This window comes from Brevibacterium antiquum CNRZ 918 (genome assembly GCF_900169145.1).
Taxonomy (GTDB): Bacteria; Actinomycetota; Actinomycetes; order Actinomycetales; family Brevibacteriaceae; genus Brevibacterium; species Brevibacterium koreense.
In genome coordinates, this window is the sequence record NZ_FXZD01000006.1 from 214,021 (window position 1) to 240,378 (window position 26,358).

At 61.4% G+C, this 26,358-nt stretch carries 28 protein-coding genes; 12 read left to right on the forward strand and 16 right to left on the reverse strand.

Features of this window, described 5'->3' with window-relative positions:
- Positions 1–24: 24 nt before the first annotated feature.
- The 9 genes from BANT918_RS10515 to idi all read right to left on the reverse strand — a co-directional run bounded on the left by BANT918_RS10515 (position 25) and on the right by idi (position 8,027).
- The gene (locus tag BANT918_RS10515; RefSeq protein ID WP_145996974.1) at positions 25–837 is read right to left on the reverse strand and encodes an SDR family oxidoreductase; all 813 of its coding nucleotides are present in this window, start codon (positions 835–837) and stop codon (positions 25–27) included.
- Positions 838–903: 66 nt separating this feature from the next.
- Positions 904–2,367 (reverse strand): cryptochrome/photolyase family protein, encoded by a 1,464-nt coding sequence (locus tag BANT918_RS10520; RefSeq protein ID WP_101620191.1) that lies wholly within the window; start codon positions 2,365–2,367, stop codon positions 904–906.
- Positions 2,367–2,885 (reverse strand): TspO/MBR family protein, encoded by a 519-nt coding sequence (locus BANT918_RS10525; RefSeq protein ID WP_145996975.1) that lies wholly within the window; start codon positions 2,883–2,885, stop codon positions 2,367–2,369. Before BANT918_RS10525 ends, BANT918_RS10520 begins: the two co-directional genes overlap by 1 nt.
- A gap of 46 nt (positions 2,886–2,931) precedes the next feature.
- Entirely contained in the window at positions 2,932–4,485 is a 1,554-nt protein-coding gene (locus BANT918_RS10530; RefSeq protein WP_101620193.1) for an FAD-dependent oxidoreductase, read from the reverse strand.
- Positions 4,482–4,802, reverse strand: a complete 321-nt coding sequence (locus BANT918_RS10535; RefSeq protein ID WP_101620194.1) for a lycopene cyclase domain-containing protein — start codon at positions 4,800–4,802, stop codon at positions 4,482–4,484. The genes BANT918_RS10530 and BANT918_RS10535 overlap by 4 nt, the downstream gene beginning before the upstream one ends.
- On the reverse strand, positions 4,795–5,142 hold the full coding sequence (locus tag BANT918_RS10540) for a lycopene cyclase domain-containing protein (RefSeq protein ID WP_101620195.1): 348 nt from the start codon (positions 5,140–5,142) through the stop codon (positions 4,795–4,797). Before BANT918_RS10540 ends, BANT918_RS10535 begins: the two co-directional genes overlap by 8 nt.
- Positions 5,139–6,431 (reverse strand): cytochrome P450, encoded by a 1,293-nt coding sequence (locus BANT918_RS10545; protein WP_233430443.1) that lies wholly within the window; start codon positions 6,429–6,431, stop codon positions 5,139–5,141. The genes BANT918_RS10540 and BANT918_RS10545 overlap by 4 nt, the downstream gene beginning before the upstream one ends.
- Entirely contained in the window at positions 6,428–7,492 is a 1,065-nt protein-coding gene (locus BANT918_RS10550) for a polyprenyl synthetase family protein (protein ID WP_101620196.1), read from the reverse strand. The genes BANT918_RS10545 and BANT918_RS10550 overlap by 4 nt, the downstream gene beginning before the upstream one ends.
- A complete protein-coding gene (gene idi / locus BANT918_RS10555) occupies positions 7,485–8,027 on the reverse strand; it encodes an isopentenyl-diphosphate Delta-isomerase (RefSeq protein WP_101620197.1) in 543 nt (180 codons plus the stop codon). The genes BANT918_RS10550 and idi overlap by 8 nt, the downstream gene beginning before the upstream one ends.
- A gap of 193 nt (positions 8,028–8,220) precedes the next feature.
- Between idi and BANT918_RS10560 the strand changes: the two genes are divergently transcribed.
- Both BANT918_RS10560 and BANT918_RS10565 read left to right on the forward strand, forming a co-directional pair.
- A complete protein-coding gene (locus tag BANT918_RS10560) occupies positions 8,221–8,718 on the forward strand; it encodes a MarR family winged helix-turn-helix transcriptional regulator (RefSeq protein ID WP_233429355.1) in 498 nt (165 codons plus the stop codon).
- A 197-nt stretch (positions 8,719–8,915) separates the two neighbouring features.
- Complete coding sequence (locus BANT918_RS10565) at positions 8,916–10,193, forward strand: dicarboxylate/amino acid:cation symporter (protein WP_101620199.1); 1,278 nt, start codon at positions 8,916–8,918, stop codon at positions 10,191–10,193.
- 214 nt (positions 10,194–10,407) lie between these two features.
- Here the strand turns inward: BANT918_RS10565 and BANT918_RS10570 are convergent, their stop codons facing one another.
- Positions 10,408–11,271 carry a Ku protein gene (locus tag BANT918_RS10570; RefSeq protein WP_167389441.1) on the reverse strand — a complete coding sequence of 288 codons (864 nt, stop codon included), beginning with the start codon at positions 11,269–11,271 and terminating at the stop codon, positions 10,408–10,410.
- A gap of 171 nt (positions 11,272–11,442) precedes the next feature.
- Here BANT918_RS10570 and BANT918_RS10575 point away from each other — a divergent pair, with 171 nt between their 5' ends.
- The 6 genes from BANT918_RS10575 to BANT918_RS10600 all read left to right on the forward strand — a co-directional run bounded on the left by BANT918_RS10575 (position 11,443) and on the right by BANT918_RS10600 (position 17,807).
- Positions 11,443–14,031, forward strand: a complete 2,589-nt coding sequence (locus BANT918_RS10575; protein ID WP_101620200.1) for an ATP-dependent DNA ligase — start codon at positions 11,443–11,445, stop codon at positions 14,029–14,031.
- Between the two features lie 184 nt (positions 14,032–14,215).
- Positions 14,216–14,398: a hypothetical protein gene (locus BANT918_RS10580; protein WP_101584734.1), complete on the forward strand. Its 183-nt coding sequence runs from the start codon at positions 14,216–14,218 to the stop codon at positions 14,396–14,398.
- A gap of 89 nt (positions 14,399–14,487) precedes the next feature.
- Entirely contained in the window at positions 14,488–15,381 is an 894-nt protein-coding gene (locus BANT918_RS10585; RefSeq protein ID WP_101620201.1) for an SDR family oxidoreductase, read from the forward strand.
- Between the two features lie 69 nt (positions 15,382–15,450).
- A complete protein-coding gene (locus tag BANT918_RS10590; RefSeq protein WP_101620202.1) occupies positions 15,451–15,726 on the forward strand; it encodes a DUF6480 family protein in 276 nt (91 codons plus the stop codon).
- A gap of 48 nt (positions 15,727–15,774) precedes the next feature.
- Positions 15,775–16,575, forward strand: a complete 801-nt coding sequence (locus tag BANT918_RS10595) for an SDR family NAD(P)-dependent oxidoreductase (protein WP_101620203.1) — start codon at positions 15,775–15,777, stop codon at positions 16,573–16,575.
- A gap of 50 nt (positions 16,576–16,625) precedes the next feature.
- Entirely contained in the window at positions 16,626–17,807 is a 1,182-nt protein-coding gene (locus BANT918_RS10600; RefSeq protein WP_101620204.1) for an NAD(P)/FAD-dependent oxidoreductase, read from the forward strand.
- Here the strand turns inward: BANT918_RS10600 and BANT918_RS10605 are convergent.
- Positions 17,791–18,312, reverse strand: coding sequence for a flavin reductase family protein (locus BANT918_RS10605; RefSeq protein WP_101620205.1), 522 nt, complete (start codon positions 18,310–18,312; stop codon positions 17,791–17,793). The genes BANT918_RS10600 and BANT918_RS10605 overlap by 17 nt on opposite strands.
- A gap of 302 nt (positions 18,313–18,614) precedes the next feature.
- On the opposite strand from BANT918_RS10605, the gene BANT918_RS10610 reads away from it, so the two are divergent.
- Positions 18,615–19,031: a ChaB family protein gene (locus BANT918_RS10610; RefSeq protein ID WP_069601425.1), complete on the forward strand. Its 417-nt coding sequence runs from the start codon at positions 18,615–18,617 to the stop codon at positions 19,029–19,031.
- A 9-nt stretch (positions 19,032–19,040) separates the two neighbouring features.
- On the opposite strand, the gene BANT918_RS10615 is transcribed toward BANT918_RS10610, so the two are convergent.
- Positions 19,041–19,634, reverse strand: a complete 594-nt coding sequence (locus BANT918_RS10615; RefSeq protein WP_101620206.1) for a helix-turn-helix domain-containing protein — start codon at positions 19,632–19,634, stop codon at positions 19,041–19,043.
- Positions 19,635–19,696: 62 nt separating this feature from the next.
- Positions 19,697–20,683 carry a malate dehydrogenase gene (locus BANT918_RS10620; protein ID WP_069600771.1) on the reverse strand — a complete coding sequence of 329 codons (987 nt, stop codon included), beginning with the start codon at positions 20,681–20,683 and terminating at the stop codon, positions 19,697–19,699.
- A gap of 64 nt (positions 20,684–20,747) precedes the next feature.
- Here BANT918_RS10620 and BANT918_RS17240 point away from each other — a divergent pair, with 64 nt between their 5' ends.
- Positions 20,748–20,945 carry a hypothetical protein gene (locus tag BANT918_RS17240; protein ID WP_127362329.1) on the forward strand — a complete coding sequence of 66 codons (198 nt, stop codon included), beginning with the start codon at positions 20,748–20,750 and terminating at the stop codon, positions 20,943–20,945.
- Between the two features lie 155 nt (positions 20,946–21,100).
- On the opposite strand, the gene BANT918_RS10625 is transcribed toward BANT918_RS17240, so the two are convergent.
- The 3 genes from BANT918_RS10625 to BANT918_RS10635 all read right to left on the reverse strand — a co-directional run bounded on the left by BANT918_RS10625 (position 21,101) and on the right by BANT918_RS10635 (position 24,341).
- Positions 21,101–21,943: a glycerophosphodiester phosphodiesterase gene (locus BANT918_RS10625; RefSeq protein ID WP_101620207.1), complete on the reverse strand. Its 843-nt coding sequence runs from the start codon at positions 21,941–21,943 to the stop codon at positions 21,101–21,103.
- A 164-nt stretch (positions 21,944–22,107) separates the two neighbouring features.
- Positions 22,108–22,914: a glycerophosphodiester phosphodiesterase gene (locus BANT918_RS10630; protein WP_233430444.1), complete on the reverse strand. Its 807-nt coding sequence runs from the start codon at positions 22,912–22,914 to the stop codon at positions 22,108–22,110.
- Between the two features lie 287 nt (positions 22,915–23,201).
- A complete protein-coding gene (locus BANT918_RS10635) occupies positions 23,202–24,341 on the reverse strand; it encodes a magnesium and cobalt transport protein CorA (protein WP_233430445.1) in 1,140 nt (379 codons plus the stop codon).
- Between the two features lie 152 nt (positions 24,342–24,493).
- Between BANT918_RS10635 and BANT918_RS10640 the strand changes: the two genes are divergently transcribed.
- Together BANT918_RS10640 and tagD are read left to right on the forward strand one after the other, a co-directional pair.
- Complete coding sequence (locus BANT918_RS10640) at positions 24,494–25,768, forward strand: CDP-glycerol glycerophosphotransferase family protein (protein ID WP_101620209.1); 1,275 nt, start codon at positions 24,494–24,496, stop codon at positions 25,766–25,768.
- Positions 25,769–25,879: 111 nt separating this feature from the next.
- Positions 25,880–26,269 carry a glycerol-3-phosphate cytidylyltransferase gene (gene tagD, locus BANT918_RS10645; protein WP_101598744.1) on the forward strand — a complete coding sequence of 130 codons (390 nt, stop codon included), beginning with the start codon at positions 25,880–25,882 and terminating at the stop codon, positions 26,267–26,269.
- Positions 26,270–26,358 lie beyond the last annotated feature (89 nt).

A 26,358-nucleotide genomic window follows, 5' to 3' on the forward strand; every position in this document is an offset into this window, starting at 1 on the left:
ACCTACTGTCGGTCGGTGACCGGCTTATGCTCCGGTGCGCAGCTGATGAGAATATCCCTCTCGGTACGTCGGAAATTCCAAGGACCCGAGGAACTCGTGGAATCGGGTGTTGTCGAGTCTCTTTCTCTCTGCAGGTTCCGCAGGGAGGTCTGGCGGAGGCGAGACGTTCAGCTCGGATGCCAGAAATTCGACGACCTCCCCCAGCTGCACGGGGCACGAGTCCACGGCGTGCATCAGCCGTGGAGCATCAGAGCTGAAGAGAAGAGCCTCGAGCGCCCGGACCAGATCAGCATGATGGATGCGGTTGGTCCACCGTCGGTAGTTCACGGGCCGACCCGAACGGACCCCATCGATGAGTCGAGAATTCTCCCGCCCGTAGATGCCTGCTGCCCGAATGATCGACGCGGACGCGAAAGTGTTCCTGATGAGATTCTCGGTCTCCCAGAGAGTCCGGGCAGGACTCGAGTCAGGGTGAGGCTGAGAGTCTTCATTCGCGATAGCTCCCGGCGATGAACTCCCGAGGACTCGAGTCGAGGACAGGAGGATCACACGCTCAGGCGTGGATTCCAGGACACCGATCAGGCCCTGAACCCCGCGCAGATACGTCTGTTCATAACCGTCATCGGTGTACTCATCGGGGGTGAGAGTGATCACCACTGCATCGATGTCATCGATTTTGGCCGTGCCGGGACTGGTGAGATCGACTGCGAAGGGAGCGAACGAGGCGGGAAGTGATTCAGTGTGTCGCCGCAGTCCGATGACCTCATGGCCCTTGCGCACCAGATTCAGGCCCAAACGGGTTCCGAGATCTCCGCATCCTGCCAGTAGTACTCTCATGCTCGACCTGCCATCCTGTCTTCGTCGTCTGTGAGCCGGGGATCCTGTGTCGTGTGGTCCACCATGTCAGGACCCGCCGGAGTTGTCGCGGGTTGTGGACCTGTTCTTCATGTGGTCGTAGGCGCTCAGGGCGGCCTGCCGTGATTGCCTGAGATCGACGAGGGGAGGCGGAGCTGCCTCCGAAGTGTAGGGGAGCCAGTCGTCGATGTAGGCGTCGTCGGGGTCGAAGCGTTCGCGTTGTCGCTCCGGGTTGAAGACTCGGAAATACGGCGCGGCATCGGCACCGCTTCCGGCGACCCACTGCCATGAGACCGGGTTGTTGGCTTCATCGGCGTCGACGAGGGTGTCCCAGAACCACTGCTCTCCGTGCCACCAGTGCTGGAGGAGGTTCTTGGTCAGGAAGCTTGCCGTGACCATGCGGATCCGGTTGTGCATCCACCCGGTCTGCCACAGCTGTGCCATTCCCGCATCGATGAGCGGATAGCCGGTGGTCCCTGATCTCCAGTGGGCGAGAGCCTCGTCATCATCTTCGTAGGGAAAGTTCTGGAACTCGGGTCTGATCGGCGCAGAATCGATCTGGGGATAGTGGTAGGTCAGGTGCCAGGAGAACTCTCGCCAGTAGAGCTGACGGATCCATGCCGCGCGGTCGTCCTGGGTGAGCGAACTGGTCGTCCGGGCGGCCTGGAGCAGCTGTCGCGGGGACAGTTCTCCGTGCCGTAGCCTGGGCGAGAGCCGTGAGGTGCTCGCCGCATCAGAGGGGACATCCTTGCTGGTGGTGTAGCCGTCGATGCTCGCAGACAGGTCATCGAGCTGGTCTGCGGCGGCGCGCAGGCCCGGCGACCAGTGGCCGGCGATGGTGTCCTGCCACCACCGGGGGCCTGAGGCTGCGGCGGCTTCACCCGCTCCCGTCTCTGTGCCGTCGAGGAGCCCCAGCCCGTCGAGTTCCACCACCGCCGGGCACTCACGTGCTCTGCTGAGCAGTGTCTGGCTCAGCGGTGATTGCCCATGCGGCTTCGGCAGCACGTCACCGACATCGCGTCCGGCCACGGCCTTCCAGAACGGGGTGAAGACCTTGTAGTGGTCACTGCTCTGAGGGGCAGCCGTCCACGGTTCGACGAGGAGGGACCCGGTGTGGGAATGGACCGCGAACCCCTGATCGCTGAGCACGGTCTTGATCTGGCCGTCGAGAGCACGGGAAGCGGATGCGTAGCGGCGCGTCCAGCGAACAGCGGTGACGCCGAGGCTGCTGGCCAGTTGCACAATGATCGCTTCCGCCCGGCCTGCAGCGAAGAGCAGAGGAATGCCGAGGTCGGAGAGCTCCTCGTGGAGCACGGTCAGCGATTCGTGTGCCCACCACCGACATGCCCCGCCCAAGGGCCTGGGCCCCAGACCCTCCTCGTCGCGGGTCTCACGGATCCAGACGGCGATGACACGGCCATCGGCACGCGCCGCGGTGAGGGCCTCATGGTCGGCCACGCGCAGGTCGTCACGAAACCACACCAGAGTGAGGTCCTCACGGCTTGTGCTCATCAGCGACCTGCTGCCCGGGTGCAACTCAGAGATCGAGGCATCTCATCGGGATTGAGTCTGAGGATCTCTCCATTCAGGGCAGTCGCGAACCCCACCCACGCCGCGTAGGGGGTGAGTAGGAGTGTTGAAGTCTTGTCGACGGCAGCCGCCTTCCTCAGCAGTCTCAGCGTCGAGGCCTCTAGGACCAGGGAGTCGACCAGCGATGCGTCCGGGCGACGGGCGGAGAAGAACAGCCAACTCCATGCGACATTGACCGCCATGTTCGCGCCCAACTCACCCAGGTAGGCGCGGCGGTCCCGGCTGTTGGGCAGGCGCGTGAGCACCCGCCCGGAGGCGACTGCCGTCAACGTGTACAGGGTTGACCATGCGGGTCCGAAGACCCAGCCCGGGGGCTGCCACGCCGGTTTGGCGACATTTTTGTACCAGTCGGAGTCGACTTTCGTCCCGAATGCCCCGATTCCTGCTGCTGCAGCGCACATGGCGGCCGGAAGGAGATAGCGTTTCCACGGAGCTTTCATGAGTTCCTCTCGATGATTCGCAGTGATGGCCTTCGATGGGACTTGGTCATCGACGACTCCTGATGCGTCCGAGCACTCCACGCCGAAGCAGGCCTCGAGTCGGTGGTGACCACAGGTCTGTCCCCTCGACCCTCCAGGTCGAGAGCAGGTGGTTGGCCGCCAGATAGCCGGTCGTGGCTGCGCGTTCCATCAAGGCCACCGGGATGTTGCAGCGCACATAGTCTCCGGCGACCACCAGCCCGGGGATCGGGGTGGACGGCTCGGGCCTGTCCTCCCACGGGCGGGTGTCAGTGAGCCCGCAGTCTGCTTCGATGAGCAGCTCCTGGTCCACGATGGTCAGGGCTGCGGTCTCGGGGTAGACGTGATGCAGATCCGTCAGCAGCCGCGCAACGATGTCCGTCCTCCCACGCTCGGTGTCGTGTGATTCGCCTTCGAGGGCATAAGCGTGGAGTTCGAGGACCGAGCCGTGGTGGGATTCGGACCACGCTGTGGCTCCGGCCTCGAAGCGTTCAAGCACGGACACGTTGTCGAGGAGGTCGTACCCGCTTGTCCCCAGGAAGGCCGGTCGGTGGTCGGCCACGGGCGCGCCGAGCCACAGTCGCAGCACTGCGAACGCAGGAGCGTTGGTCTGTGAGCCGATCGTCTCCATCCACCGTTGGGCCGCAGGCGCGCTGTCCACGAGCGAGTCATGGCTTGCGCTGAGCAGATCACGGGCCGCGGCGGGATCGACTGCGAGCACGACGGCATCACTTTCCAGGTTCGCTTCCCCGGTCGTGGTCGTCCATCCGGACTCGGCGAGTTCGATCGAGGTCACGGTCGTTCCCGTCTCGATCGTGACTCCCAGTGACCTGAGGTAGTCACCCAACGGTGCCCAGAGAGCTGTGTCGTAGTCATCGACAGGGACGTCGAAGAGCAGCCCTTCCGCTGAACCGGTGAAGTAGGTGTGGAACATGGCCACGAGCTCACCCGCAGAGAACTCTGTCGGGTCGGCGAAGAAGGAGCGGGCGAAGACTTCGAGCGCCAGATGGCGGGCTTCGTCGGGAAAGCGCAACCGGTCGAGGAAGTCGGCGGCAGATTCGCCGTCATAGTAGCTGTACGTTGCGGGGAACTCGACGTCGATGAGTTCGACTGCGGCAGCGATATCGACGTCACGGAGTCCTCTGATTGGGAAGGTGGGGCTCTGCCAGACGAACCCGAGGAGATTGAACGGCGGGGTGCGGGGGATTGAGGCGAATGTGTCCATCGAGCCTCGGCGATGGATGAGCGGGTAGTCGTCGACGGGCCGCAGGCATTCACGTTCGGGATCTGCGCGGCTGAGCAGGTCGCGCAGGTTGTAGTACTGCCGGAAGAAGGCGTGGAATCCTCGGCTCATGGTCCGTTCGTCGTCGACCGGCCAGGCACCCACGCGGCCGCCGAGGTAGTCGTTCTTCTCGATGACCGTGACCTCGGCGCCGTGTTCGGCCAGGATCGCGGCTGCAGCCAGTCCGGCGATGCCGGCGCCGATGATGGTGACCCGTTTGGGTCGCAGCAGTCGCGGCCGTCCCTGCGGGCCCTGGATTCTCTCGGCGAAGCGATCTCTGGGCCGGTGTCTCTGTGTCATTGGGTGTCCTTGCGCGATCGGTTGAGTTGCCACTGCCACAGCATGAGCACAGATGTGATCATGGCGAACCCGAATCCGAAGTCTTCGATCGGGATGTCCCAGGGGAAACGCAGGTTCAGGAACTGCGACGGGTTGTACCTGACGATGGGGTCACTGAGTTTGGTCAGCCACCCATCGACCAGGCACTGGAAGGCCAGACAGATGGCCAGCGCGGCCCAGTACTGCGTCCGTCGGAAGATGCCGCTGCGGAAGACGAACACCTCGAGACCGATGACGACGATCATTCCGAGGATCGTCATGATTGTGTACTCAGGCATCGTCTGCTGTGGCCTTTCTGCTCTTTTTGGCAAAGAACCTGAGCACGGTGCCCACTGCCTCGTAGCTGAGCAGGGCACAGACCGGGATGACGACGAAGAAGACGAGCTCCTCCAGAGGCAGGTTGCCGAAGTGGATGCCGGTGACGAACTGCGGATTGTATGTCCAGTGGTCCCGGCCGATGGCGACGATGTCCCAGAGTGAGAAGACGATGACGACTGGGATGAGAGATCCGAGGAGGAGCTTGGGGCGACGATAGATCCGGGCGGAGAACAGCAGTTCGAGGGGAAGCGTGATCAGCAGGCACGCGCCCATCAGCAGGAGGTATTCGAAGGAGCTCATATCGTCATTCTCATCGATGGGTGCGAATCGGCAGTCTGCAGCCGTGATCTGGTGGGTGGGGGATTTGGCCTGCTGACGCTCGCTGGCCGTGATGGGGCCATCAGGCTCAGGTCCAGGCCGCGCAGCCGGTAGCCTTCGATGACGTTGTCCCAACTGATGGTGGGCTCTTTGAGGATGCGAGGTCGATGGGCGAGGAGCTTGTGCACCAGGGCATCGGTCTCGTAGAGAGCCAATGCCTGGCCGGGGCATTTGTGTGCTCCGTCGCTGAAGCTCATTCCCGCCGCAGGCGTTGCTCGGTTCAGGCCGCGACCGGGGCAGATCGTCTCCGGGTCCGGCCCCATCACCTGAGGGTCGGTATTGGTCTGCCGGACGCAGACGTCGATCAAATCACCCTCGGAGATGGTGAACGAGCCGCTGTTGTCCAAGATGTCGATATCGGCCTGGGCCCGACGGTAGAGATGGCCGACGACCGGGTCGAGTCGGATGATCTCCTCGAGTATCTCCAGCCTGGCCGGCAGTGCGGCCTCGACGTATTCGCGACCCAACTCGGCGTTCGTCAGCAGATGCCAACATGCCATGGTGATGAATTCGCGGGTGGTGACCATGCCCGCTGTGCCATAGGTGACGCATTCGACGAGGATGTCGGCGGTGCCGTAACCGGCGGTCAGCAGATGGGACAGGACGTCATTGCGTTCTCGTCTGCGGCGGGACCGAATCGCCGGCCGCACATCTGCACAGTAGAAGGAGACGATGGGAATGAGGCCGTTGATCGCCGCCTGCATCCATTGTCGGCGCGTGCGTCCCATCGCCGGGGCGGCAAGGTCGACAGGGGGCTGTCTGAAGAACCCGACCAGACGTTTGGCCATGCCCTCGATGGAGGATTCGGTCAGACCCACCACCGTGGCTGTGACGTCGACCGAATAGTGCAGTGCCACCTCGTCAAGGCGGCATCTGCCGTCCATGACCGCGTTGTCAACGACCGCTTGAGCGCGGTCGTTGATGAAATCTCCATACTTTTCCGCGACCACCGAAGGGGCGAAGAACCGAGCGACTTCTCGGCGCTGGGCATCGTGATCTTCACCGTCAGAGATCAGGATCGGGTGATGGCGAAAGTAGCCTCGTGGAATCTTCTCGGCGGTGAATCCGGCTTGGGTGGTCTGATCGCGTGCGCGCAACACTGCCCTGGCCGCATCAAAGGAGCGGATTCTCCACATCTGTCCGTCATAGTCGACAGGTGGTCCGGTGTTCTCGTCATCTCTGATTGCTCTGCGCTTGGACAATGGCTTCATGCACTTCGGGAGTTGCACTCGGCGGTGAGCTGGGTGAGGTGATTGCTCAATGCTGTCGGCAGAGCAGCCTCGCGAATGAGTCGGTGCAGGTTCTCAATGCGTTGTGTGATCATCGACTCCACGAGCATGAGTGCGCCTGATTCCTCGATGACACTGCGCAGCCGATTACCGTCGGCAATGCTCAACATCGCGTCTCCGAAGAGGGAGCGGACCTCGGCCCAGGCCGGATCGGAGCGAGCAAACGTAACCAGAAGAGTCTCCTTGCCTTCACGGAGGTCGCTGAGATTGGACTTTCCCGTCTTTCGTTCGTCACCGAAGAGGCCGAGGACGTCGTCGCGCAGCTGGTAGATCACACCGATCTGCCTGGAGATGGCGGCCAGTTCGTCGATGAGGCTCCTGTCGGCTCCGGCCAGAACGGCGGCGATGAGCAGTGGTGCCTGAAACGAATAAACGGCGGTCTTCTGGTCGATCATGGCCAGAACATCATGTGATCTCGCTTCTTCGAGATGCATGCTCAGCCACACGTCTGCGTGTTCGCCAGCGGCGCTTTCGAACACCGTGTCGTCGAAGATGTCGAGGACGGCTCGGCGTTTGGTCTCGTCGACATCGAGTCGGGCGAGGAGGGAGTGGGCGAGAGTGAGCATGAGGTCACCGGCGAGAATCGATGTTGTGTCTCCCCAGGCATCGGCCTCACTGGCCACAGCCCCGCGGGCCAGGGCCTCGGAGGCGAACTCTCCGGAGATGTTGGCCTCGCCGCGACGGATGGTGTCGTTGTCGATCACATCATCGTGGATGACCAGGGCGATGTGGAGCATCTGCATGGCGCAGGCCGCGTCAACGGCTGCCCGCTCGTCGGTGCCGCCCAGCGCGCGGTGTGCTTCGATGAGCAGTCGCGGGCGGATCAACTTTCCGCCCGTGGTCATGTGCGCCAGTGACTCCCAGAGCTGGGCGTATTGTGAGGAGAAGGCGCGAGAGCGCCTCTGCCCGTCCGCCAGGACCTGGGTGAGCCTGTCCTCGAATGAGAAGGCGATGTCATCGATGGGGTTGGCCGAGTCAGTCATCGTCTCCTGCTTCGACGATGTGGCCGGCGAGGTGCGGCGCCAGCTGGGGGAAGTGCTCGACCAGCCAGGGGCTGAATGCCCAGGGGGCCGCGTCGATCGCTGACCGCAGCTCTGAGGCGCTCGTCCACTGAGTCTGGGCCACCTCGGCGGGGTTCGGCGTCAAGTCCGATACGGCTCGGGCGATGAAGACAGGACAGTGCTCGTTCTCCTGGATTCCCGTAGCATCACGGGCAACGTAGCCGAAGTCGGCAATCGCGCAGGTGATGTCATCGACAGTCAGTCCGAGTTCGAAGCCGGCGCGACGACGGACCGCGTCTTCGAGGCTCTCACCGGGTCCGGGATGGCCGCAGAATGAGTTCGTCCAGACTCCCGGCCACGTCTTCTTCGTAAGCGCACGCCGGGTGACCAGGAGGCGACCGCGCTCGTCGACGACATGGCAAGAGAAAGCCAGGTGCCGAGGGGTGGACTGACCATGGACGTCTGCCTTGCTCTGGACACCGATGGGATCTCCGAGGTGGTCGACGAGAACAACCATTTCCACTGTTGGAACTCACTTTCGTTAGCCAGGCGAGCGTTAAACCCAGCATAGCAACGCTATGCTGTTTTTTGTGGCGACCATCAAGACAGGAATCGCATCTGATTCAGATATCGAGCATGTTGTGAACGATTCGGAATTCTCTGAGCGTTCTCATCTGTCGCAGGCTGAGATCGATCAGTGTCAGAAGGTCATGGAGTCTTTGCGTCGATGGCGTGAGGCGGACCGTGCACTCTCCGAGGTCTCCCGCCGCTACATGCGGCTCAATGAAAGTGACATGCGCACGATTAGGATGCTCATCCGCGCCCAGCAAAGGGGTCGTGTCGTCACACCGAAGGACATTGCCCGCGAGGTCGGGATCTCCAGTGCCTCCACGACGAAGCTGGTCCGACGCCTCGAAGTCAACGGCCACCTGGTCCGCGTGGCGCACCCCAGCGACCGGCGCACAATATGTCTCGAGGTGACAGCGGCGACAGCCCGCGTTGCCCGTGAGACGATCGGTCGCCAGCACTCCCGCAGGTTCGATGCCGCCGCCGCACTTGACGGTGTCGAACGAGAGACCGTCATCCGGTTTCTCACGGCCCTGGCAGAGGCCGATTCGCCGCAGGGTTATCTGGCTGAGGCAAGCGACTCAGCGAAGCAGGAGACCGTTGAGACGGAACAGGAGTCCGATACATGTGCGTTAGAGTGAGCGCCGACCAGTATCAGTGCGGGCCGCAATGCCACCATCTCCAGCTGCGAGGTGAGCACTCATCTTCGAAGGAGCATCGAATGGGCGTGACTGCAGAAGCGGCACCGACGTCCCTTTCGGTGCCGAGCGTTTCACGATTCTGCTGCGAAGCTGTGCGACACCTCGGTGCTGGAACTCCGAGTACGGAGCTTTAGAATATGTCACAGATCCTCAAGCGCATCTGGCACCGTTACCGGGATACATCACTCTTTGTGAAGATGACGATCGGCTTCGTCCTTGGGCTGATCGTTGCGCTGCTGTTCGGGCAGCAGGCGCAAGTGCTCTCACCAATTGGTGACATCCTGCTGAACCTCCTGCAGCTGGTCGTCATCCCCATCATCATGTTGACGCTGATCGACGCGGTCAACAGCACACAGTCGGGAAGGCTTGTCAGGGTCGCCTCCAAAACCTTCGTCTTCTATCTGGTGACCACCATTGCCGCCGTCGTCATCAGCTTGGCTCTCGCGCTCCTGGTGAACCCTGGGACTGGACTGCAAAGCCCCGAGAGCGGTGGCGAGACGCCCGACCCGCCGTCGTTCATCGACCAGCTCGTCGGAATATTTCCTGAGAACATCTTCCAGGCCTTGGCCGACGGCAATATTCTCGCGCTGATCTTCGTGTCAATGGTCGTTGGCCTCACGTTGGCGGGGATGCGCCGCTCCTCCGATTCGACGATCTCGGGCTTCGGAACTCTGCTGTACAAAATCGTGCTGGGCGGCAAGGAAATGACCTTCCGCATCCTCGGCGGAATACTCCAGTACGCGCCGGTCGGTGTCTTTGCTCTCGTTGCAAGCGATATCGGCAACCAAGGTTTTGATGCACTTGCCGCGCTGGGAAAACTGACCGGGGTCATCTATGCAGGCCTGGCTGCACAGATTCTCCTGATCTACATTCCCTTGCTGCTCATCTATCGAGTTCCGATCGGCGGTTTCTTCCGCACCGCCCGTGAGCCAATGGTCACTGCCTTCACCACTCAGAGCAGTTCGGGCACTATCCCGGTATCGCTGAAGGCGACGAAGAGTGCAGGCATCCTGGACGAGGTCGCGAGTTTCGTGGTCCCACTGGGAGCGACCATCAACATGGATGGTGCAGTCATCCGCCTGGGAGCTTCGGTGGTGCTGGCGGCCAATATCGTTGGACGCGACATGTCCATGCTTGAACTTGGCGTCATTGTCCTCACCGCCACATTTGTCTCAATCGGCACAGCGGGAGTTCCCGGCGCCGGACTCATCGGATTGACGATCCTGCTGAAGCAAGCTGGGTTGCCGATGGAAACTGTGGCCTTGGTTGCCGGCGTCGACGTGATATTGGGAATGGGGGCGACGGGGCTCAATATCACCGGCGACCTCGTCGGCACCCATCTGATCGACAAGAGCGAGAAGCGGTTCAGCCGGAAGCGAGCACTCTCGAAGATCGAGGGCAGTCCGGCCTCCTAGCCTGGCCGAATCTGGTGCCGAGACGATGCTTTGCGGCTCCGGCGTGCCATCGCCGTTCAGGCAGCAGAGGCCCTCGGTCGGCTCCTCATTGCCTCTGCTGAGGTCAACCCGCTGCAGATTGATCTAGTTGCCGGAATGAACTCGGCGAAGCAGGAAGCCGGTGAGTCAAAGCCACACGGCTGAGGCATGATTCTTTCATGTTCTGGTGAGGGGGTCATCCAGTGTTCGTCTTCTTCGACGTGGCCTTCTTGCCAGTCTTCTTCGCGGCCTTCTTCTTCGACGACCGTGAGCGATCAACCGACTTCTGCAGTGCTTCCATCAGGTCTATGACATCACCGCTTGGCTCTTCCTCGTCTTCCTCGTCTTCTTCGTCGCCGAAGGCTTTCGCCACGTCGAGGGTCTCGCCTGATTCGATCTTCGCATCGATTAGCTTAGCCAACTCTTGCTGGTAGTCGTCGGTGAATTCCTCAGGGGTGAAGTCCTCCGAGTAGGATTCGACGAGCTTGGCCGACATCTCCAGTTCCTTGTCGGAGATCTTTGCACGGGAGCTCACACCTTTGAAGTCCACGTCCCTGATCTCATCGGCCCACCGCAGCGTCTGGATCATGAGCACCTTTCCGCTGACTCGCAGGATCGCCAGTCGTGTGCGGGTGCGCAGAGTGATCTTCACGATTGCCGTGCGGTCGGTGTCCTCAAGGGTCTGGCGCAGCAGCAGGTAGGCCTTCGGTGTCTTCGATGTCGGCTCCAAGAAGTACGACTTCTCCAACATGATCGGGTCGATCTGATCGTTGGGCACGAACTGGAGGACGTCAAGGTCGTCATTCTCATCGGCGGGCAGGGCCTCGAAATCGTCTTTCGTGAGAATCACGCGGTTGTCGCCGTCGTCGTAGGCCTTGACCATGTCGTCGAACTCAACGACTTTCCCGCACTCCTGACAACGGTGTTGATTGCGGATGCGTCCGCCGTCCTTCTCATGCACCTGGTGCATATTGACATCGTGGTTCTCGGTGGCCGAGTACAGCTTCACCGGCACGTTGACGAGACCAAACGCAATCGATCCGGTCCAAATGGCTCTCATACCTCCATTGAAACTCAGTCTCAGCACCTTGGCTACCCCCGTCGACTGGCCCTGCTGGCCCGTCCGACCTGGAAGGGCTCCAGCGCCGAGGTGGTCCTGGCCTCGCTCTCGTCCGTGCCCCCTCGTGCACTCTGCTGTCAGCGGGTAGCGTACAGACCACAGGAGGTGTCTATGCCACGCCAGGAACAGAAAGTCACCGTCGACGGGCATCGGTTGACGCTGACCAATCTCGACAAGGTCTTCTATCCGGAGACAGGCACAACCAAGGGCGAGGTACTCGACTACTACGCTCGCATTCACGAGCACCTGATCCGGCACGCCCATGACCGCATTGCCACCCGCAAACGTTGGGTCGACGGTGTCGGCACACCGCAGAAACCAGGAGACGTGTTCTTTGAGAAGAACCTCCCGGACTCCGCACCATCGTGGATCACTTCCCGTTCCATCCGTCATTCCACCGGATCCAAAAGGTACCCGCTGGTCCAGGACCGCGCGACATTGACCTACCTTGCGCAGATGGCCTCACTCGAGATCCACATCCCGCAATGGCAGGTCTCGAAGGGGGCATCTGACCCCGGCACCATCGAGTCGACGACACGGCATCCTGACCGCATGGTCTTCGACCTCGACCCCGGGCCAGGACGCGAACTGGCCGACTGCATCGAGGTCGCACAGCTGGTCAGGGAGCTGCTGACCGGGATGGGACTCGACGCCTACCCGGTGACCAGCGGCTCCAAGGGGATCCATCTCTATGCGCCGCTCGATGGATCGGCCTCAAGCCAACAGATCTCCGACGTTGCCCACGAGTTGGCACGCAGCCTCGAATCCGATCACAAAGACCTCGTCGTCTCAGCCATGAAGAAGACGCTGCGAGAGAACAAGGTGCTCATCGACTGGTCCCAGAACTCAGCGGCGAAGACGACAGTGGCCCCCTATTCTCTGCGCGGCCGGTTCACCCCCACAGTCGCGACACCGCGGACCTGGGACGAACTCGACGACCCGCCCGCTGTCGAGCAGCTGCGCTTCGAGGAGGTCCTTGAGCGGATCGACGACCACGGCGATCTGCTCGAACCGTTGGCGCAGACTGCCGGCGATTCAGCAAATCCGGCCCCCACCTCGGCGGGAGACGCACCCGCTTCGACGAAAGGAACGTCGAGTTCATCGAAGGCGCCGCGCGACCGCCTGGACATCTACCGGTCCAAACGTGACCCGAAGCACACCAGCGAACCGGTGCCCGACAGCCACGGCACCAGCGGGGACGAGCTCTCCTTCGTCATCCAGGAACATCACGCCAGCACACTGCACTGGGACTTCCGACTCGAACACGACGGCGTGCTGGTCTCGTGGGCACTGCCGAAAGGACCGCCCACCGATCCGAAGCACAATCATCTGGCCATCCAGACCGAGGACCACCCGCTCGAATACGGAAGCTTCGAAGGCACGATCGAGAAGGGACAGTACGGTGCGGGCGAGGTCACGATCTGGGACTCCGGGACCTACGAACTCGAGAAGTGGAAGGAGGGTCGCGAGATCATCGCTGTCCTCCATGGGGCCGAAGACGGCGGGCTAGGGGGAGAACGACGATTCGCACTGTTCAATACCGGCGAGCACGGGCCGAACAAGGAACCCGAGAAGAACTGGATGATCCACCTGACTAAGGACTCAGCCACGAACTCATCCACGAACTCATCCACGAACTCGCCGAGGCGGGGCAAAGCTTCGACTGAGCACACCGATTCCAAGCGAAACGGATCCACAGGCCCCGAGCGCACCGGTTCCACTGATGCGCAGCCCACTGACATGGCACCGATGCTGGCCAGTATCGGAAGCCTTCCCTCCGTTCGCCGACAGGCCGAGGACTGGGCATTCGAAATGAAGTGGGACGGCATCCGTGCGCTCGCCTCCGTGCGCGCCGGCACCGATGATTCGTCCGGGTCGATCGCGTTGACCAGCCGCAATGGTCACGATATGACGAAGGCCTACCCCGAACTCATCGAGCTCGCCGACTGCGTGGACGCTGATTGCATCCTTGACGCAGAGATCGTTGCGCTGGGCCCCGGCAGTCGTCCCGACTTCGGGCGGCTGCAACGCAGGATGGGGCTGACTCGTGAGAGCGACATTGAACGTGAACGTGAGCGCACACCGGTGTATCTGATGGTCTTCGATGTGTTGAACGTTGATGGCGCTTCACTACTGAAGACTCCGTATCTCGGACGACGTGAACGTCTCTTCGACATGGTCACCGAGGGTGAGCACATCCATGTGCCGGCGGCCTTCGAAGGAACCGTCGACAAGGCGATGGAGGCCAGTCGTGAACTCCAGCTCGAAGGAGTCATGGCGAAGCAGACCGACAGCACCTATCTGCCGGGCAGACGAACCCACACCTGGGCCAAACTCAAACACACCTCCACTCGCGACGTGATCATCGTCGGGTGGCGCACCGGCAAAGGGGAGCGTTCCGAGACCTTCTCTTCGCTGCTGCTGGCGGCCCACGAAAAGGACGGTCTGGTCTATCTGGGTCGTGTGGGCACCGGCTTCGACGACCACCAGCTGCAGGCTCTGCGGGCACAGCTCGATCGCCTGAGCCGGAAGACACCTTCCCTGGATGTTCCTGCCGCCGAGTCACGTGATGCGAACTGGGTGCGGCCCAGCCTCGTCGGTGAGGTCCGATACGGAGGTATCACCGAGGCTGGTCGTCTGCGTCATCCCGTATGGCGCGGACTCCGCGAGGACATCGACCCGGAGGAGGTCACCGCCTGAGCCAGGAGGGGCCGAGCATGTTCTCCCGCAGGCCACGTCGGTCACAACGGGGGTTACGAGACTCCGAGGAGACTGTTAATGTGACGGCACCGGGACAGTACGGAAGCTTCAGAGAGCACCGTGCTGACCAAGATCGCAATGAGTCTGATGATCGCGGATGCGGCATCAGTGAAAAGAGGCGACGATGACGAATGATCGAGATGCCGAGAGCATGGAGGAGACCCTCAACACTGTTCCCGATGAAGCGCCGCACGATGTTGCTGAAACGCCCGGAACAGATCACTCCACTAAAGAACACGATGATGAGTTGGTTGATGAATGGGAAGACGAGTCTTTTCCCGCGAGCGACCCGCCAGCGCATTACTGACCAGCTCATCTCTCAACAGGCGGCTTATCTCTCAACAGACCCTGGCCAGCCGAAGCGAATCGACCACCAGTTGAAAGGAGCCACAGCTCATGAGCGACCAACTGACTTTCCAGGATCCGGTGAAACGATTTCCGGACATCTCTCCACCCAAACAGGACCAGCCTGAGCCGGGCCTGGAAGTCGAACTGATTCCAGGCACTGACCGCGGCGAACAGAGCTATCGCGGCACTGGTCGGCTCAAGGGGCGCAAGGCGCTGATCACCGGTGCCGATTCCGGCATCGGCTCGGCAGTCGCTATCGCGTTCGCTCGCGAAGGAGCAGATGTCGCCCTGTCGTACCTTCCTGCTGAGGAGGACGACGCACGCCACGTCTGTGACGTCATCCGCGAGACCGGCGGCACAGCGGTGCCACTGCCTGGCAACCTCGCCGACCCCGACTACTGCCAGCAGGTCGTCCATGATGCGGCAGACGGGCTGGGCGGACTCGACGCCTTGGTGAATAACGCGGGGCGCCAGATCGCGGTCGAAGAGATCGAAGATCTCTCCGATGAGCAGTGGGGCAATACCTTCGAGACCAACATTCGCGCCATGTTCCGCGTGACGAAGACAGCAGTGGGTTATCTGCCCGCCGGCGCAACGATTGTGAACTCAACGTCCGTTCAAGCGTATTCTCCGTCGACCCACCTGCTGGACTATGCGTCGACTAAAGCTGCGATCAACAACTTCACCAAAGGACTGGCCACTCAGCTGGCTCCACGCGGCATCCGGGTCAACGCGGTCGCACCCGGCCCGATCTGGACACCGCTCCAGGTCTCTGACGGTCAGCCGAAGGAAGCACTGCCCCATTTCGGGAAGAACACTCCCTTGGGGCGAGCCGGTCAGCCGACGGAACTCGCGCCAGCTTATGTGTTCCTCACCTCGGCGGAGTCGAGTTACGTCCTGGGTGAGACCCTCAACGTCAATGGGGGCCAGCCCACGCCGTGACAGACCGTTCTCGGCCAACACCGTTGTCGGCCCCGGCCGGCGAAGCGACAGCGGAGGATGTGAATACGAATGAATTCGAGAAACGACGGAATCCCAGACTCATCGAAGCACACCACTGGCAACCCCAACCTTGATCCGGACCCCTCAGGTGATCCCGATCTTGATGGGGGAGGCAGTGTCCAACCCGGCGCCACGCCACCGGAATCCAACTCGGCCACGGCATCACCGCCACACGCACCCGATAGGAGACCTCCGCGGACGAAGTGGGTGGTCGTCGGACTCGGCGCAATACTGGCCGTCATCATCGTGGTCTTCGTCGCCTACGCCGTCGGTCTGTTCAGCTGAGGCCACCTTTGAGGCGAACAGGACGCCAACGCTCTGAAAGGAGACACTATGGATCTCAACATTCGCGGACGCAAAGCACTGGTCACCGGCGCCGATTCAGGCATCGGATTCGCCACGGCACAACTGCTGTTGGCTGAAGGTGCCACAGTCGTCATGACTGACCGTGAACCGGACAAACTCCATCACGCAGTCCAACAGCTGCCGGGTTCCGAAAACCGCCCACACGCCATTGCCGCCGATGTCACTGATCCTGCAGCCGTCGAGAGACTTGCGCAGAAAGTGGAGGATGAAGTCGGCGACCTCGACATCCTCATCAATGTTGCCGGGGTCCATGGTGAAGGTGGTCTGTTCCACGAGATCAGCCAAGAGGGATGGGACCATACAATCGATGTCGACCTGATGGGGCCCGTGCGTGTCACGCGGGCTTTCCTCCCGGGCCTGAGGCGCGGCGGCTGGGGGCGGATCGTATTCGTCTCCTCCGAGGACGCGGTCCAACCCTATGACGACGAGCTGCCGTACTGCGCTGCCAAAGCAGGACTTCTCTCCCTGGCCAAGGGTCTCTCCCGCACCTACGCCTCTGAGGGGCTGCTCGTGAACACAGTGTCGCCGGCATTCATCGAGACCCCGATGACCGACGAAATGATGAGTAAACGTGCCCAATCGTTGGGAGTGTCCTTCGATGAGGCGATTGCGTCGTTCCTGCGCGAAGAACGGCCCTTCATGGAGCTTGGCCGGAGGGGCAGACCGGAAGAGGTGGCTCATGTCATCGCGTTCCTGTGCTCCGACGCCGCCAGCTTCGTCAACGGTTCCAACTATCGCGTCGATGCCGGATCAGTCGCCACAATCTGAATGTTGTGACCACGGGCACGCGGTAGACGATATGAGAAGGAGTCTGAATCATGCAGGATTTTCGCTATCTGATCCTCGGCGGAGGAATGGCCGCTGACGCAGCTGCCCGTGGCATACGGGAGCTCGATGCTGACGGTTCCATCGCGATCATCAGCAACGATGTCGATGAACCATACACACGACCTGCCCTGAGTAAGAAGCTGTGGACAGACCCGAGCTTCGGACAGGACGACAACTACCTGGCGACCGTTGCCGACACCTGGGCTCAGCTCCATTTGGGCACTGAAGCGACCAGCGTTGACCCTAAGGCAAAGACAGTGACGGCCTCGGACGGAGAGTACAGGTTCGAGAAGCTGCTCTTCGTCACCGGTGGGCAACCGAAGCAGATTGACCTTGCGGAAGGCGAGCGTGTCGTCTATTTCCGCAGGTTCGATGATTATCGTCGCCTGCGTGAGTTCACCGGAAGGAATCTCAATGTTGCCGTGATCGGAGGCGGGTTCATCGGCACTGAGCTGGCAGCGGCATTGGTGCAGAACAAGACGAACACGACGCTTCTGTTCGACGATGAGACTCTGTGCGGTTCCGTCTTCCCGCCCGATCTCGCCGATCATTTTCACCAGCTCTATCGCGGCCAGGGAGTGACTCTGGTCCCCGGCACCAAGGTGTCCGGTGGCCGTGACGAGGGCCGGCATGTTGCACTGGACTACGGCGAGGGCACTCACGAGTTCGATGCTGTCGTTGTGGGCCTGGGAATCGATCCGTCAACCGATCTGGCAGAGAAGGCAGGAATCGCCACCGATGATGGAATCACGGTCGACGAGTCCTTGCAGACCTCTCACTCTGACATCTATGCAGCCGGTGATGTTGCCCATTACCCTGACCGGATCCTCGGCCGCCAACGCGTCGAGCACGTGGACAATGCGACCCAGATGGGCAACACAGCCGGACGGATCATGGCAGGAAGCGACGAGACCTACACGCACACACCGTATTTCTACACCAACGTCTTCGACTTCGGCTATCAGGCGGTGGGGACGCTGAGTTCAGACCTGCAGACGATCGAGGACTGGCAGAAACCGCAGACGGAGGGCGTGGTCTACTACCTGAACGACGAGGACCGGGTGCAAGGCGTGCTCCTGGTGAATCTGGACGGCGGTCTGGACACTGCTCGGGCCATCCTGGCTGAAGACTGGCCCCACTCCCGCAGCGACCTGGTCAACCGCCTGACTTAGGATCGATCGCTCGTGAGTCATTGTCGCGGCCTGCAGAGAGGTCGCCGATGTGGGACAGCCGCAGGGGCGCGAAGGGTCCTGTGGTCTCACTCGAGATCACCCGCGCGGTGATGCTCGCGTGGTCCCCTCCGTCGTCGAGCATGGCGATGCGCTCGACGACTATCCGATTGGGCAGAGCACTGAGCAATGGCACCCCCTGCTCGGTGGAGTGGGTATCGAGACCGCGGAACTTGTCAGTGTCCTCACCAGATCGGGCACCGAAGCGCTGCGCCATGGCGAGATCTGAGGCAGTGAGGAAGTGAATCGCGAAATGGGTGGCCCGCAGACTCACCTGATAGGTGTGGTTGGCCTTCGACAGCCAGAAACCGTACTGCTGAGGAGACATGCTCGACTGCGAGTGGAATCCCACCAAGCAACCTGCACGTTCGTTCTCTGCAGTGGTGGTCACTACGATCAGAGCGGCATCCGTGGACACCATCAGGTCGTCAAACGTCTCCTCATCCATGGCGGATCCCTTCTGCGTCAGCGTGGTGCTGCAATGAGCCGAGTTCGGTGTCAGACCCTGCGCTGGTGCGCCGGTATTCGTGTGCAGCGGTGTCGTCGTGCGTCAAACGTACGCCCCTGCTCAACGGCGGACAAGAGTCACTGGCCCCGGAGTCATTTCAGTCGGTCTCAGCACACCCGCGATAGTGGGGCGCGGCGATATCGACGCCGATGATGTGCGGCACGGTTCCTGACACTCGATGGTGATCTGCGTTACCGTCGGGGTAACCGTGAACTCCACGAATGTGAGGAGATGTGGTCACCATGCCGAAACTCAGCAGTGCCGGAGTACCGAAGAAGTCAGAGCTCCCGGCGACCTTGCGACACTCCGATGCCAAGGCTCAGCGCACCTTCGCCAAAGCCTATGACTCCGCAATGGAGGAATACGACGACGAAGAGCGCGCTCACCGGGTGGCCTACGACGCGCTGAAGCACACCCACGAGAAGGTCGGCGACAAGTGGGAGCCGAAATCAACATCTGGACCATCCGACGCGCAGGCCAAGGGCGGAAAGAACACTGACCGCCCAACCGCTGGTGGGGTGGACGCGAATGCGACGAAGGACCACCTGTACCAGCAGGCGACTCGGCTGAAGATCCCGGGACGTTCGAAGATGAGCAAGAACGAACTCATTGACGCTCTCGAACGCGAAAGCAGCAGGCAGACGAAGAAGAACGACTGAAGCCTGGCCTCAGAATACCGGGGGAGTCATCGTGGCGATGAGGACCACCTCGGCGTCACCGAGGACACGGAACCAGTGCGGTTGGTCTCCCCAGTAGGTGATGCTGTCACCGGCTGCGAGCGTGTACCCGTCGTCGCCGATCTGGAAATAGCAGGTGCCCTCGAGGACGAACAGGCATTCCTCGGCGCGATGGTGGGTGAAGGGCACTGACTCGTTGGAGTACCCCGACGGGATCCGCACCTTGAGCACCAGCAGTGCGCCGTTCATCGTCGGAGTCAGCAGCTCATAGACGAGTCCACGATCGGTGACCTGCAGCTGCCGGCGGCCATCGGCGCGGACCACGCGATTGTCGGCAGGTTCCTCGCCCGAGTCGAAGAAGCGTCCGACTGGCACATCAAAGGCCTTGGCGATCTTGAGCAGCGTGAGATAAGCGGGATTGCCGCGCCCACGTTCGATCTGACTCAGCAGGCCCTGACTGACCCCAGCCACGCGGCTGAGGTCAGTCAAGGTCATCCCGGCCGATTCCCGCAGCCTGCGAATGAGCGCGCCCATGTACTCAACACTCGGGTCAGCCGCAGGCGGCAGGACATTCTCGGCGCTCATGGGTACCTTCGGTCAACGGGGCATCAGACTTTCGAGAATATCAGCACCCCGGGGACGCGATCTCAGATCAGGCCGAGACCAGTCACGGCCTCACGCTCCTCGGCGAGCTCAGCCGTGGTGGCGTCGATCATCCTGCGGCTGAAGTCGTTGATCTCCAGTCCCTGCACGATCTCCCAGTTCCCGTCTGACGTCGTCACGGGATAGGAGCAGATCAGTCCCTCGGGCACCCCATAGGAGCCATCGGAGACCACAGCCATCGAGGCCCAGTCGCCTTCGGGGGTGCCGTGCAGCCAGTCATGGGCGGCGTCGATTGTCGCCGCGGCAGCGGACGCCGCTGAGGAGGACCCCCGCGCTTCGATGATTGCGGCACCGCGCCCGGAAACCGTGGGGATGAGATCGTTTTCGACCCAGGACTGGTCGCCGATGACCTCGGCGGCATTCCTTCCGCCGATTTCTGCGTGGTAGATGTCGGGATACTGCGTGGCTGAGTGATTGCCCCAGATCGTCATCCTGGATATATCGGCGACCGATACTGCGGCCTTTTTTGCCAACTGTGCGAGGGCGCGATTGTGGTCTAAGCGGGTCAGCGCGCTGAAACGTTCGGCGGGGACATCGGGCGCATTGCTCATTGCGATCAGCGCATTGGTGTTGGCCGGATTCCCGGTGACTCCGATACGCACATCGTCGGCGGCGACTTTATTGAGCGCCTTGCCTTGGGCGGTGAAGATCGCACCATTGGCTTCGAGGAGGTCGCTGCGCTCCATGCCCTCAGACCGGGGTCGAGCGCCGACGAGTAGGGCGAGGTTGACTCCGTCGAAGATGTGCTCGGCCGAATCGCCGATTTCGACTGAGTTGAGAGTGGGGAAGGCACAGTCCTCGAGTTCCATGACCACGCCCTCGAGGGCGGTCAGTGCTGGTGTGATTTCCAACAAGCGCAGTTGAACTGGAGTGTCGGGGCCGAAGAGCGCGCCGCTGGCAATGCGGAAGAGGAGACTGTAGCCGATCTGACCGGCAGCACCGGTGACGGCGACTTTAACGGGAGTGTTCATAGATTGTGCTCCTTAACTGTGGTCGGAGATTGACGCATGCGATGCGGGCCCTTCGCGTGTGCATATGACCGTGATTGTCATCTGCTTGAATGTGCGCGACGGCGATGTTCTTCTGCGAACACGCCAAGAACGTCACTTCATTGCCGAGGACGCCGCGCGGCATGACGAGGAATCCACTTCCTTGTTGAGGCCCGTCACGGTCGCTTGTACGGCATCGCTGCGTTGGACGGTCACTGCAATTCCTCAGGAGAGAAATTTGTGACGAACCGATTCTATTCGACTCACCACCGCTGGGCATCAATAGGGACTCAGATTTCGTCCGCAGGCACGGCGTTCACGACTAGATTATGGTCCCGACTAAATCTCGGCACCCAAGCGGAGCGAATCGCTCTGCTTGGGTGCCGAGGACGTTGCCCGCTATTTCGTCCAGGCGTCATCCGTGAAGTAGCCGTCGATCCAGCCGGGCAGGCGGTGCCCGTCCTTCGACGTCTTGAGGGTGTAGGGGGCCACGTGGAAGCCTGCCTTGTCGAGCTTGCGCAGGTCCCGAGTCGGCAGATTCTTGCTGGGGCCGACCCATTCGATGCCCGCGTCGGAGATCTCGTCGAACGACTGCTTCGGCAGAGTCGCGCCCATGAGGTAGAGGGAGGTGTACCCGCGCTTCGCGATCGTCTTCGCTGCCTCGAAGTCGAAGGACTGGACGATGAGCGAGTCCGAAAGGTCGCGTTCGTCGAATTCGTCGAGGACCTGATCAACCTCCGCCGAGGTGGCCCCGGGCTTGATCTCGGGCACCATGACGACCTCCCCGCCGAGTTCGTCGAGCGCCTCGTCGAGAGTGACCGTGGCCGCCTCTTTCCCGCCGGTGGGGCTCTTGATCGTCGCTGAATTCCACTCCTCGAGGCTGAGGTCGCGGATCGGTCCGCTGACCCCGTTGAGCGTCCGATCGGCTGTGTCGTCGTGGATGAGGACGGGGGTGCCGTCTTCGAGGAACTGAATGTCCATCTCGGGCAGGAACCCGTCCTTCACCGAGGCGGTGAATCCTTCCATGGATTCCTCCGGGTAGACCGCGGCGCCACCTCGGTGGGAGATCGTCGTCGGGTACGTCAGGTCCGACACACGATCCGGAGCGGCAGGGGAGGGGTGAGCCGGACCGGCAGAAATCGGTCCGAGGGAAGCAGTCGCCGGTGCGGCTGCAGTACCGGCGATGACAGCTATTGAGAGTGCTGCAGCCGAGACGATCGAAGCGGGACGTGGACGGAACATTTTTGAATTGGTAGAAGTCACGACCGCGACGCTACGGTCGCCGAGTAAGCTCCCGGAGGACCGAAAGTGAACAGCAGAATGAGAGCAGACGAATGATGTCAGCTGCTCGGAATCAGGTCACGGCCGACTGAGCTCTTGATCCGACAGGTCCCGCTTCGATGTGGTCAGGTCGTCCAGGCATCGTTGGTGAAGAAACCGGCGACGCCGTGGGGGAGACGGTGTCCATCCCCTGCCGTGGGCATTGTGTAGGGCACGACTTTGAGACCTGCATTGATGAGGGTGCGCAGATCCTGGTTCGGCAGTTTGAAGCTCGGTCCCACCCATTCGATGCCGGCATCGGTGATCTCATTGGTCGACTCCTTCGGCAGTGTTGCTTCCGTGAGGTAGAGCGAGGAGTAGCCGCGTGCGGCGATGGTCTTTGCTGCTTCGAAGTCGAAGGATTGGACGATGAGTGAGTCGGTAAGTCCGCGTTCGTCGAATTCGTCGAGGACTTGATTCACTTCCGCCGAGGTGGCTCCGGGTTTGATCTCGGGCACCATGACGACGTCGCCGCCGAGCTCGTCGAGCAGTTCGTCGAGGGTGACCGTTTCTGCTTCGGGTCCGCCGGTGGGGTTCTTGATCGTTGCGGAGTCCCACTCGTCGAGGGTGAGGTCGCGGATCTTTCCGCTGGCTCCGTTGAGGGTCCGGTCGGCGGTGTCGTCGTGGATGAGGACGGGGGTGCCGTCGGAGAGGAATTGGATGTCCATCTCGGGGAGGAATCCGTCCTTCGCCGAGGCGGTGAATCCTTCCATGGACTCTTCCGGGTAGACGTCGGCGCCGCCTCGGTGGGAGATTGTAATCGGGTAGGTCAGGTCGGAGACGCGACTTGGTGTGCTGACTGTTCCAGCATCGGCGCTATCTGGGTACGAGCCGGAAATGCAGCCGGTGAGACTGGTCAGCGAAAGCAATGAGGCGAGACTGAGGTGCAACATGATATTCGGGCGATGCGCAAGTGGGTATGTCTTCATCCAGCTGGTGACAGTTCACTGTGTCTGCGAGCGGCGGTCGGCGACTGAGCTTGATCGACAGGGTCAAGGGTGGGACGGTCTGACTTGTTTTCGACTGGATTGCATGCTCGATCGAGGTTGGCGGCCGGGCGGGGATTCGGGGATAGGGACATTGACGCTCCGCTAAAAGAAAGATGGGTACTTTCAGTGTAGTGAGAGGGTCGAGAGGATTTGGTTACGGTTAGGTCACATCTATAGTTTCATTGCTGAATTCACATCCATTTCTTCTTCTTGAACACGGTGTAGAGGATGATGCCCAGGCCCAGCATGAGGCCGAGTGCCATGGGGTAGCCGAAGGTCCAGTGCAGCTCGGGCATGACATCGAAGTTCATGCCGTAGATCGCCCCGATCAGTGTGGGGGCGAAGAGGATTGCCGCCCAGCCCGAGATCTTCTTCATGTCCTCGTTCTGGCGTTGGGCCACCAGCGTGGAGTTGACGTTGAGGATCTGGGACAGGGCTTCGCGCAGCTCGGCGGACTCGGCAAGGACGCGGGTGAGGTGGTCGGTGACGTCATCGAGGTAGGCCTGGAGTTCGCCGGGGATCGCGTACTTCGTCGCGCCGTTGCCCAACCTCTGGGTGAGACGGTTGAGGTGAGTCGTGGTGTGGAGGACGTCGATGACCTCTTGGCTGAGCAGATAGATGCGCTCGGCTGCTGCGGTGTCGCCGCTGAAGACCTGTCGTTCGATCCCGTCCTTGTCATCCTGCAGACCGTCAAGGACGGGGAAGTAGGTGTCGACGGCGGTATCGAGGAGCCGGTAGACGAGGGCCTCGGGACCCAGCGCGAGCAGTTCCCTGTCGGATGACCACAGGCGCTTCTCGTTGGTGAAGTAGGCGTCCATGTCCTCGCGGCGGTCGGGGATCGGCGTGCCGTCGATGAACCGGTCATCCTGGCAGACGATGACGAGGACGTCGCCCTTCATGAGCAGGTGGAATTCCTTGAACTCAACTTCCTCAGCCGAGTCGATGTAGACGGCGGATTTGAGGACGACGAAGAGCACGTCGTCGTAGCGTTCGACCTTCGGACGCTGGTTCGCGTGGAAGAGATCCTCGACGAGGACGGGGTGGAGATCCCACGTCGAGGCGACCTCGGCGAGGAGTTCGGGTGTGGAGTTGGGAATGACGATCTGGGTGAACGATCCAGAGGCCGGAGACTCGGGAACGGGTTCCGAGTGCTCCGAGGAATGGTGAGCCAGTGCCTCGGCGAAGGAGTGCGCCACCGACAGTCCGAGAGGCTCGCTGTCGACGATCTGACGGGTCAGCAGCATCGGAGTTTCGGGCACTGCGGCAGTCCCGTTGCCCGCCCGCTTGCGGCGGGAGAACGGTTCGGACTTGTGTCTGCGCATCTGTGCCATCGTTATTGCTCCTTCAGTCGGCTCCTCCCTAAGGTAGTCGACCCCGCCGAGCGAATCGATCAGGCAAGTCCGCAGCCGCGGGACGGTATTCATCACCCGAGTCTGAGAAGGCACTCCAGGTCGGGGCATCCGCCGCCATGCATAATAGTTCAATGATCAATCTGCCCGACAAGGTCACTCAGCGTGCGCAAAAGAGCTTTCACCTAGCTCGATCTGCCTTTCGGGTCGGATCGAACGTGTTCGGCGGTCGCATCGAAGAGGCGCGACTTCCAGCTGACTACTCGCCGCAGCCGACCGACGACTTCGTCGCTGCGGCGTACTTCTCTGCCGAGGTGGACTCGGCCTACCAGCTCGAGCAATGGGTATGGCCCTTCGAGCAGCTCGCACAGCAGCTGCGCGACGCCGGATATTCTCACCAGCCCTTCGGCATCATCGTGCGCAGCGCGCACGTTGCCAAACATCTGCGCTCACGAACGACTCTGCCGGTGCGCTTCTCTCGCCTGACGAAGGGACTCGATGCGTTCATGTCTGCGCCGAGCCTCAGGGTCGTCTTCTATGTCAATCAGTCAACGGGAAACTTCCAGGCGCTGCGATTTCCCAAGCCGGCGCACGTCCACCTCAGCCATGGTGAGAGCGAGAAGATCTCCATGATCTCGAACCAGCTCAAGGCCTATGACTATGTGTTCACCGCTGGCCGAGCCGCACAGAACCGGATCGAGCAGACTCTCTTCGGACTGGATGAGGACCGGATGATCGATGTAGGTCGGCCGCAGCTGGATCGCCCCCGAGAGGTTCCCCAGGTCTGGCGCGACTTCGACAGTGATGCCCCCGCAGGCAAGACAGTGTTCTACGCGCCGACCTGGGAAGGCGACTCCCCAGCAATGGCCTATGGCACGCTCGCCGACAACGGCAGGACCCTCGTGACGACGATGCTGGACGCGGGCTATCGAGTGATCTTTCGCCCGCATCCCCGCACCGGCATCTTAAAGAGTGCTTTCGAACGGGAACTCGATGCCGTCCAGGACATCATCCGGGACCATCCGCGCGGCTTCCTTGACCAAACCCCAGACGTGACGTGGCAGTTCGAGGCAGCGGATCTGGCGCTCGCCGAAATGTCGTCGGTCGCCTTCGACTGGTTGGCCACGCGTCAGCCGTTGGTGATGATCGCTCCGCACAATCCCGCCGCCGAGGTGCTTGCGGGCGGACTGCTGGACCGGTGTCCACTCCTGGAGCCAGGTGCCGAGGCCGGGATCGCTGAGCTGCTGCGCACGGCAGACACCGCTGATCGCGAGGTCGAGCTCAAGCAGATGAGCTTTGACTATCTGGGTGCCACCGAATGGGGGACGCAGCTTTCACGATTCGTCGGGGCCGCCGAATCCGTCATCGGATCACGTGAGGCAGCCATGCGATCGCGTCGGTCCGCGTGACCCGCGTCGCAATCCCGATTCTCTGAGTTACAAAATGGTAAACTCGGGCTGAACTGTGAGTTGTTTTCGGCCCCCGGAATGGGGGCCTTGATCGTTTGGATGGTTACTTCGATGCGCCGAGTCATCACATATGGCACGTTCGATCTGCTCCATTATGGGCATATCCGTTTGCTGCAGCGTTGCAAGGAACAGGGCGACTACTTGGTCGTTGCCCTCTCAAGTGACGAGTTCAATGCGGGCAAGGGCAAGAAGTCCTACTTCAGCTTCGAAGAGCGCAAGCACATGCTCGAAGCCATCCGCTACGTCGACCTCGTCATCCCCGAAGACAACTGGGAGCAGAAGATGACGGACGTCGATAAGTACCACATCGACACCTTCGTCATGGGCGATGACTGGGAAGGCGAATTCGACTTCCTCAAGGACAAGGTCGAGGTCGTGTACCTTGCTCGCACCCCAGAGATCTCGACGACTCGGATCAAGTCCGAACTCGGAAACTCCTGATCTCATTAGATGTGATGCTTGCGATCTGCTGAATTCTGGTGACTGAGCGCTGGACCAGCCGACATTGAGCAAGCGACGGATAAGGCTTC

Coding starts and splice junctions, on each gene's coding strand:
- BANT918_RS10515 (WP_145996974.1), bottom strand. CDS start 837: ATGAGAGTACTACTGGCAGGATGCGGAGATCTCGGAACCCGTTTGGGC.
- BANT918_RS10520 (WP_101620191.1), bottom strand. CDS start 2,367: ATGAGCACAAGCCGTGAGGACCTCACTCTGGTGTGGTTTCGTGACGAC.
- BANT918_RS10525 (WP_145996975.1), bottom strand. CDS start 2,885: ATGAAAGCTCCGTGGAAACGCTATCTCCTTCCGGCCGCCATGTGCGCT.
- BANT918_RS10530 (WP_101620193.1), bottom strand. CDS start 4,485: ATGACACAGAGACACCGGCCCAGAGATCGCTTCGCCGAGAGAATCCAG.
- BANT918_RS10535 (WP_101620194.1), bottom strand. CDS start 4,802: ATGCCTGAGTACACAATCATGACGATCCTCGGAATGATCGTCGTCATC.
- BANT918_RS10540 (WP_101620195.1), bottom strand. CDS start 5,142: ATGAGCTCCTTCGAATACCTCCTGCTGATGGGCGCGTGCCTGCTGATC.
- BANT918_RS10545 (WP_233430443.1), bottom strand. CDS start 6,431: ATGAAGCCATTGTCCAAGCGCAGAGCAATCAGAGATGACGAGAACACC.
- BANT918_RS10550 (WP_101620196.1), bottom strand. CDS start 7,492: ATGACTGACTCGGCCAACCCCATCGATGACATCGCCTTCTCATTCGAG.
- idi (WP_101620197.1), bottom strand. CDS start 8,027: ATGGTTGTTCTCGTCGACCACCTCGGAGATCCCATCGGTGTCCAGAGC.
- BANT918_RS10560 (WP_233429355.1), top strand. CDS start 8,221: ATGGAGTCTTTGCGTCGATGGCGTGAGGCGGACCGTGCACTCTCCGAG.
- BANT918_RS10565 (WP_101620199.1), top strand. CDS start 8,916: ATGTCACAGATCCTCAAGCGCATCTGGCACCGTTACCGGGATACATCA.
- BANT918_RS10570 (WP_167389441.1), bottom strand. CDS start 11,271: ATGAGAGCCATTTGGACCGGATCGATTGCGTTTGGTCTCGTCAACGTG.
- BANT918_RS10575 (WP_101620200.1), top strand. CDS start 11,443: ATGCCACGCCAGGAACAGAAAGTCACCGTCGACGGGCATCGGTTGACG.
- BANT918_RS10580 (WP_101584734.1), top strand. CDS start 14,216: ATGACGAATGATCGAGATGCCGAGAGCATGGAGGAGACCCTCAACACT.
- BANT918_RS10585 (WP_101620201.1), top strand. CDS start 14,488: ATGAGCGACCAACTGACTTTCCAGGATCCGGTGAAACGATTTCCGGAC.
- BANT918_RS10590 (WP_101620202.1), top strand. CDS start 15,451: ATGAATTCGAGAAACGACGGAATCCCAGACTCATCGAAGCACACCACT.
- BANT918_RS10595 (WP_101620203.1), top strand. CDS start 15,775: ATGGATCTCAACATTCGCGGACGCAAAGCACTGGTCACCGGCGCCGAT.
- BANT918_RS10600 (WP_101620204.1), top strand. CDS start 16,626: ATGCAGGATTTTCGCTATCTGATCCTCGGCGGAGGAATGGCCGCTGAC.
- BANT918_RS10605 (WP_101620205.1), bottom strand. CDS start 18,312: ATGGATGAGGAGACGTTTGACGACCTGATGGTGTCCACGGATGCCGCT.
- BANT918_RS10610 (WP_069601425.1), top strand. CDS start 18,615: ATGCCGAAACTCAGCAGTGCCGGAGTACCGAAGAAGTCAGAGCTCCCG.
- BANT918_RS10615 (WP_101620206.1), bottom strand. CDS start 19,634: ATGAGCGCCGAGAATGTCCTGCCGCCTGCGGCTGACCCGAGTGTTGAG.
- BANT918_RS10620 (WP_069600771.1), bottom strand. CDS start 20,683: ATGAACACTCCCGTTAAAGTCGCCGTCACCGGTGCTGCCGGTCAGATC.
- BANT918_RS17240 (WP_127362329.1), top strand. CDS start 20,748: ATGACCGTGATTGTCATCTGCTTGAATGTGCGCGACGGCGATGTTCTT.
- BANT918_RS10625 (WP_101620207.1), bottom strand. CDS start 21,943: ATGTTCCGTCCACGTCCCGCTTCGATCGTCTCGGCTGCAGCACTCTCA.
- BANT918_RS10630 (WP_233430444.1), bottom strand. CDS start 22,914: ATGTTGCACCTCAGTCTCGCCTCATTGCTTTCGCTGACCAGTCTCACC.
- BANT918_RS10635 (WP_233430445.1), bottom strand. CDS start 24,341: ATGGCACAGATGCGCAGACACAAGTCCGAACCGTTCTCCCGCCGCAAG.
- BANT918_RS10640 (WP_101620209.1), top strand. CDS start 24,494: ATGATCAATCTGCCCGACAAGGTCACTCAGCGTGCGCAAAAGAGCTTT.
- tagD (WP_101598744.1), top strand. CDS start 25,880: ATGCGCCGAGTCATCACATATGGCACGTTCGATCTGCTCCATTATGGG.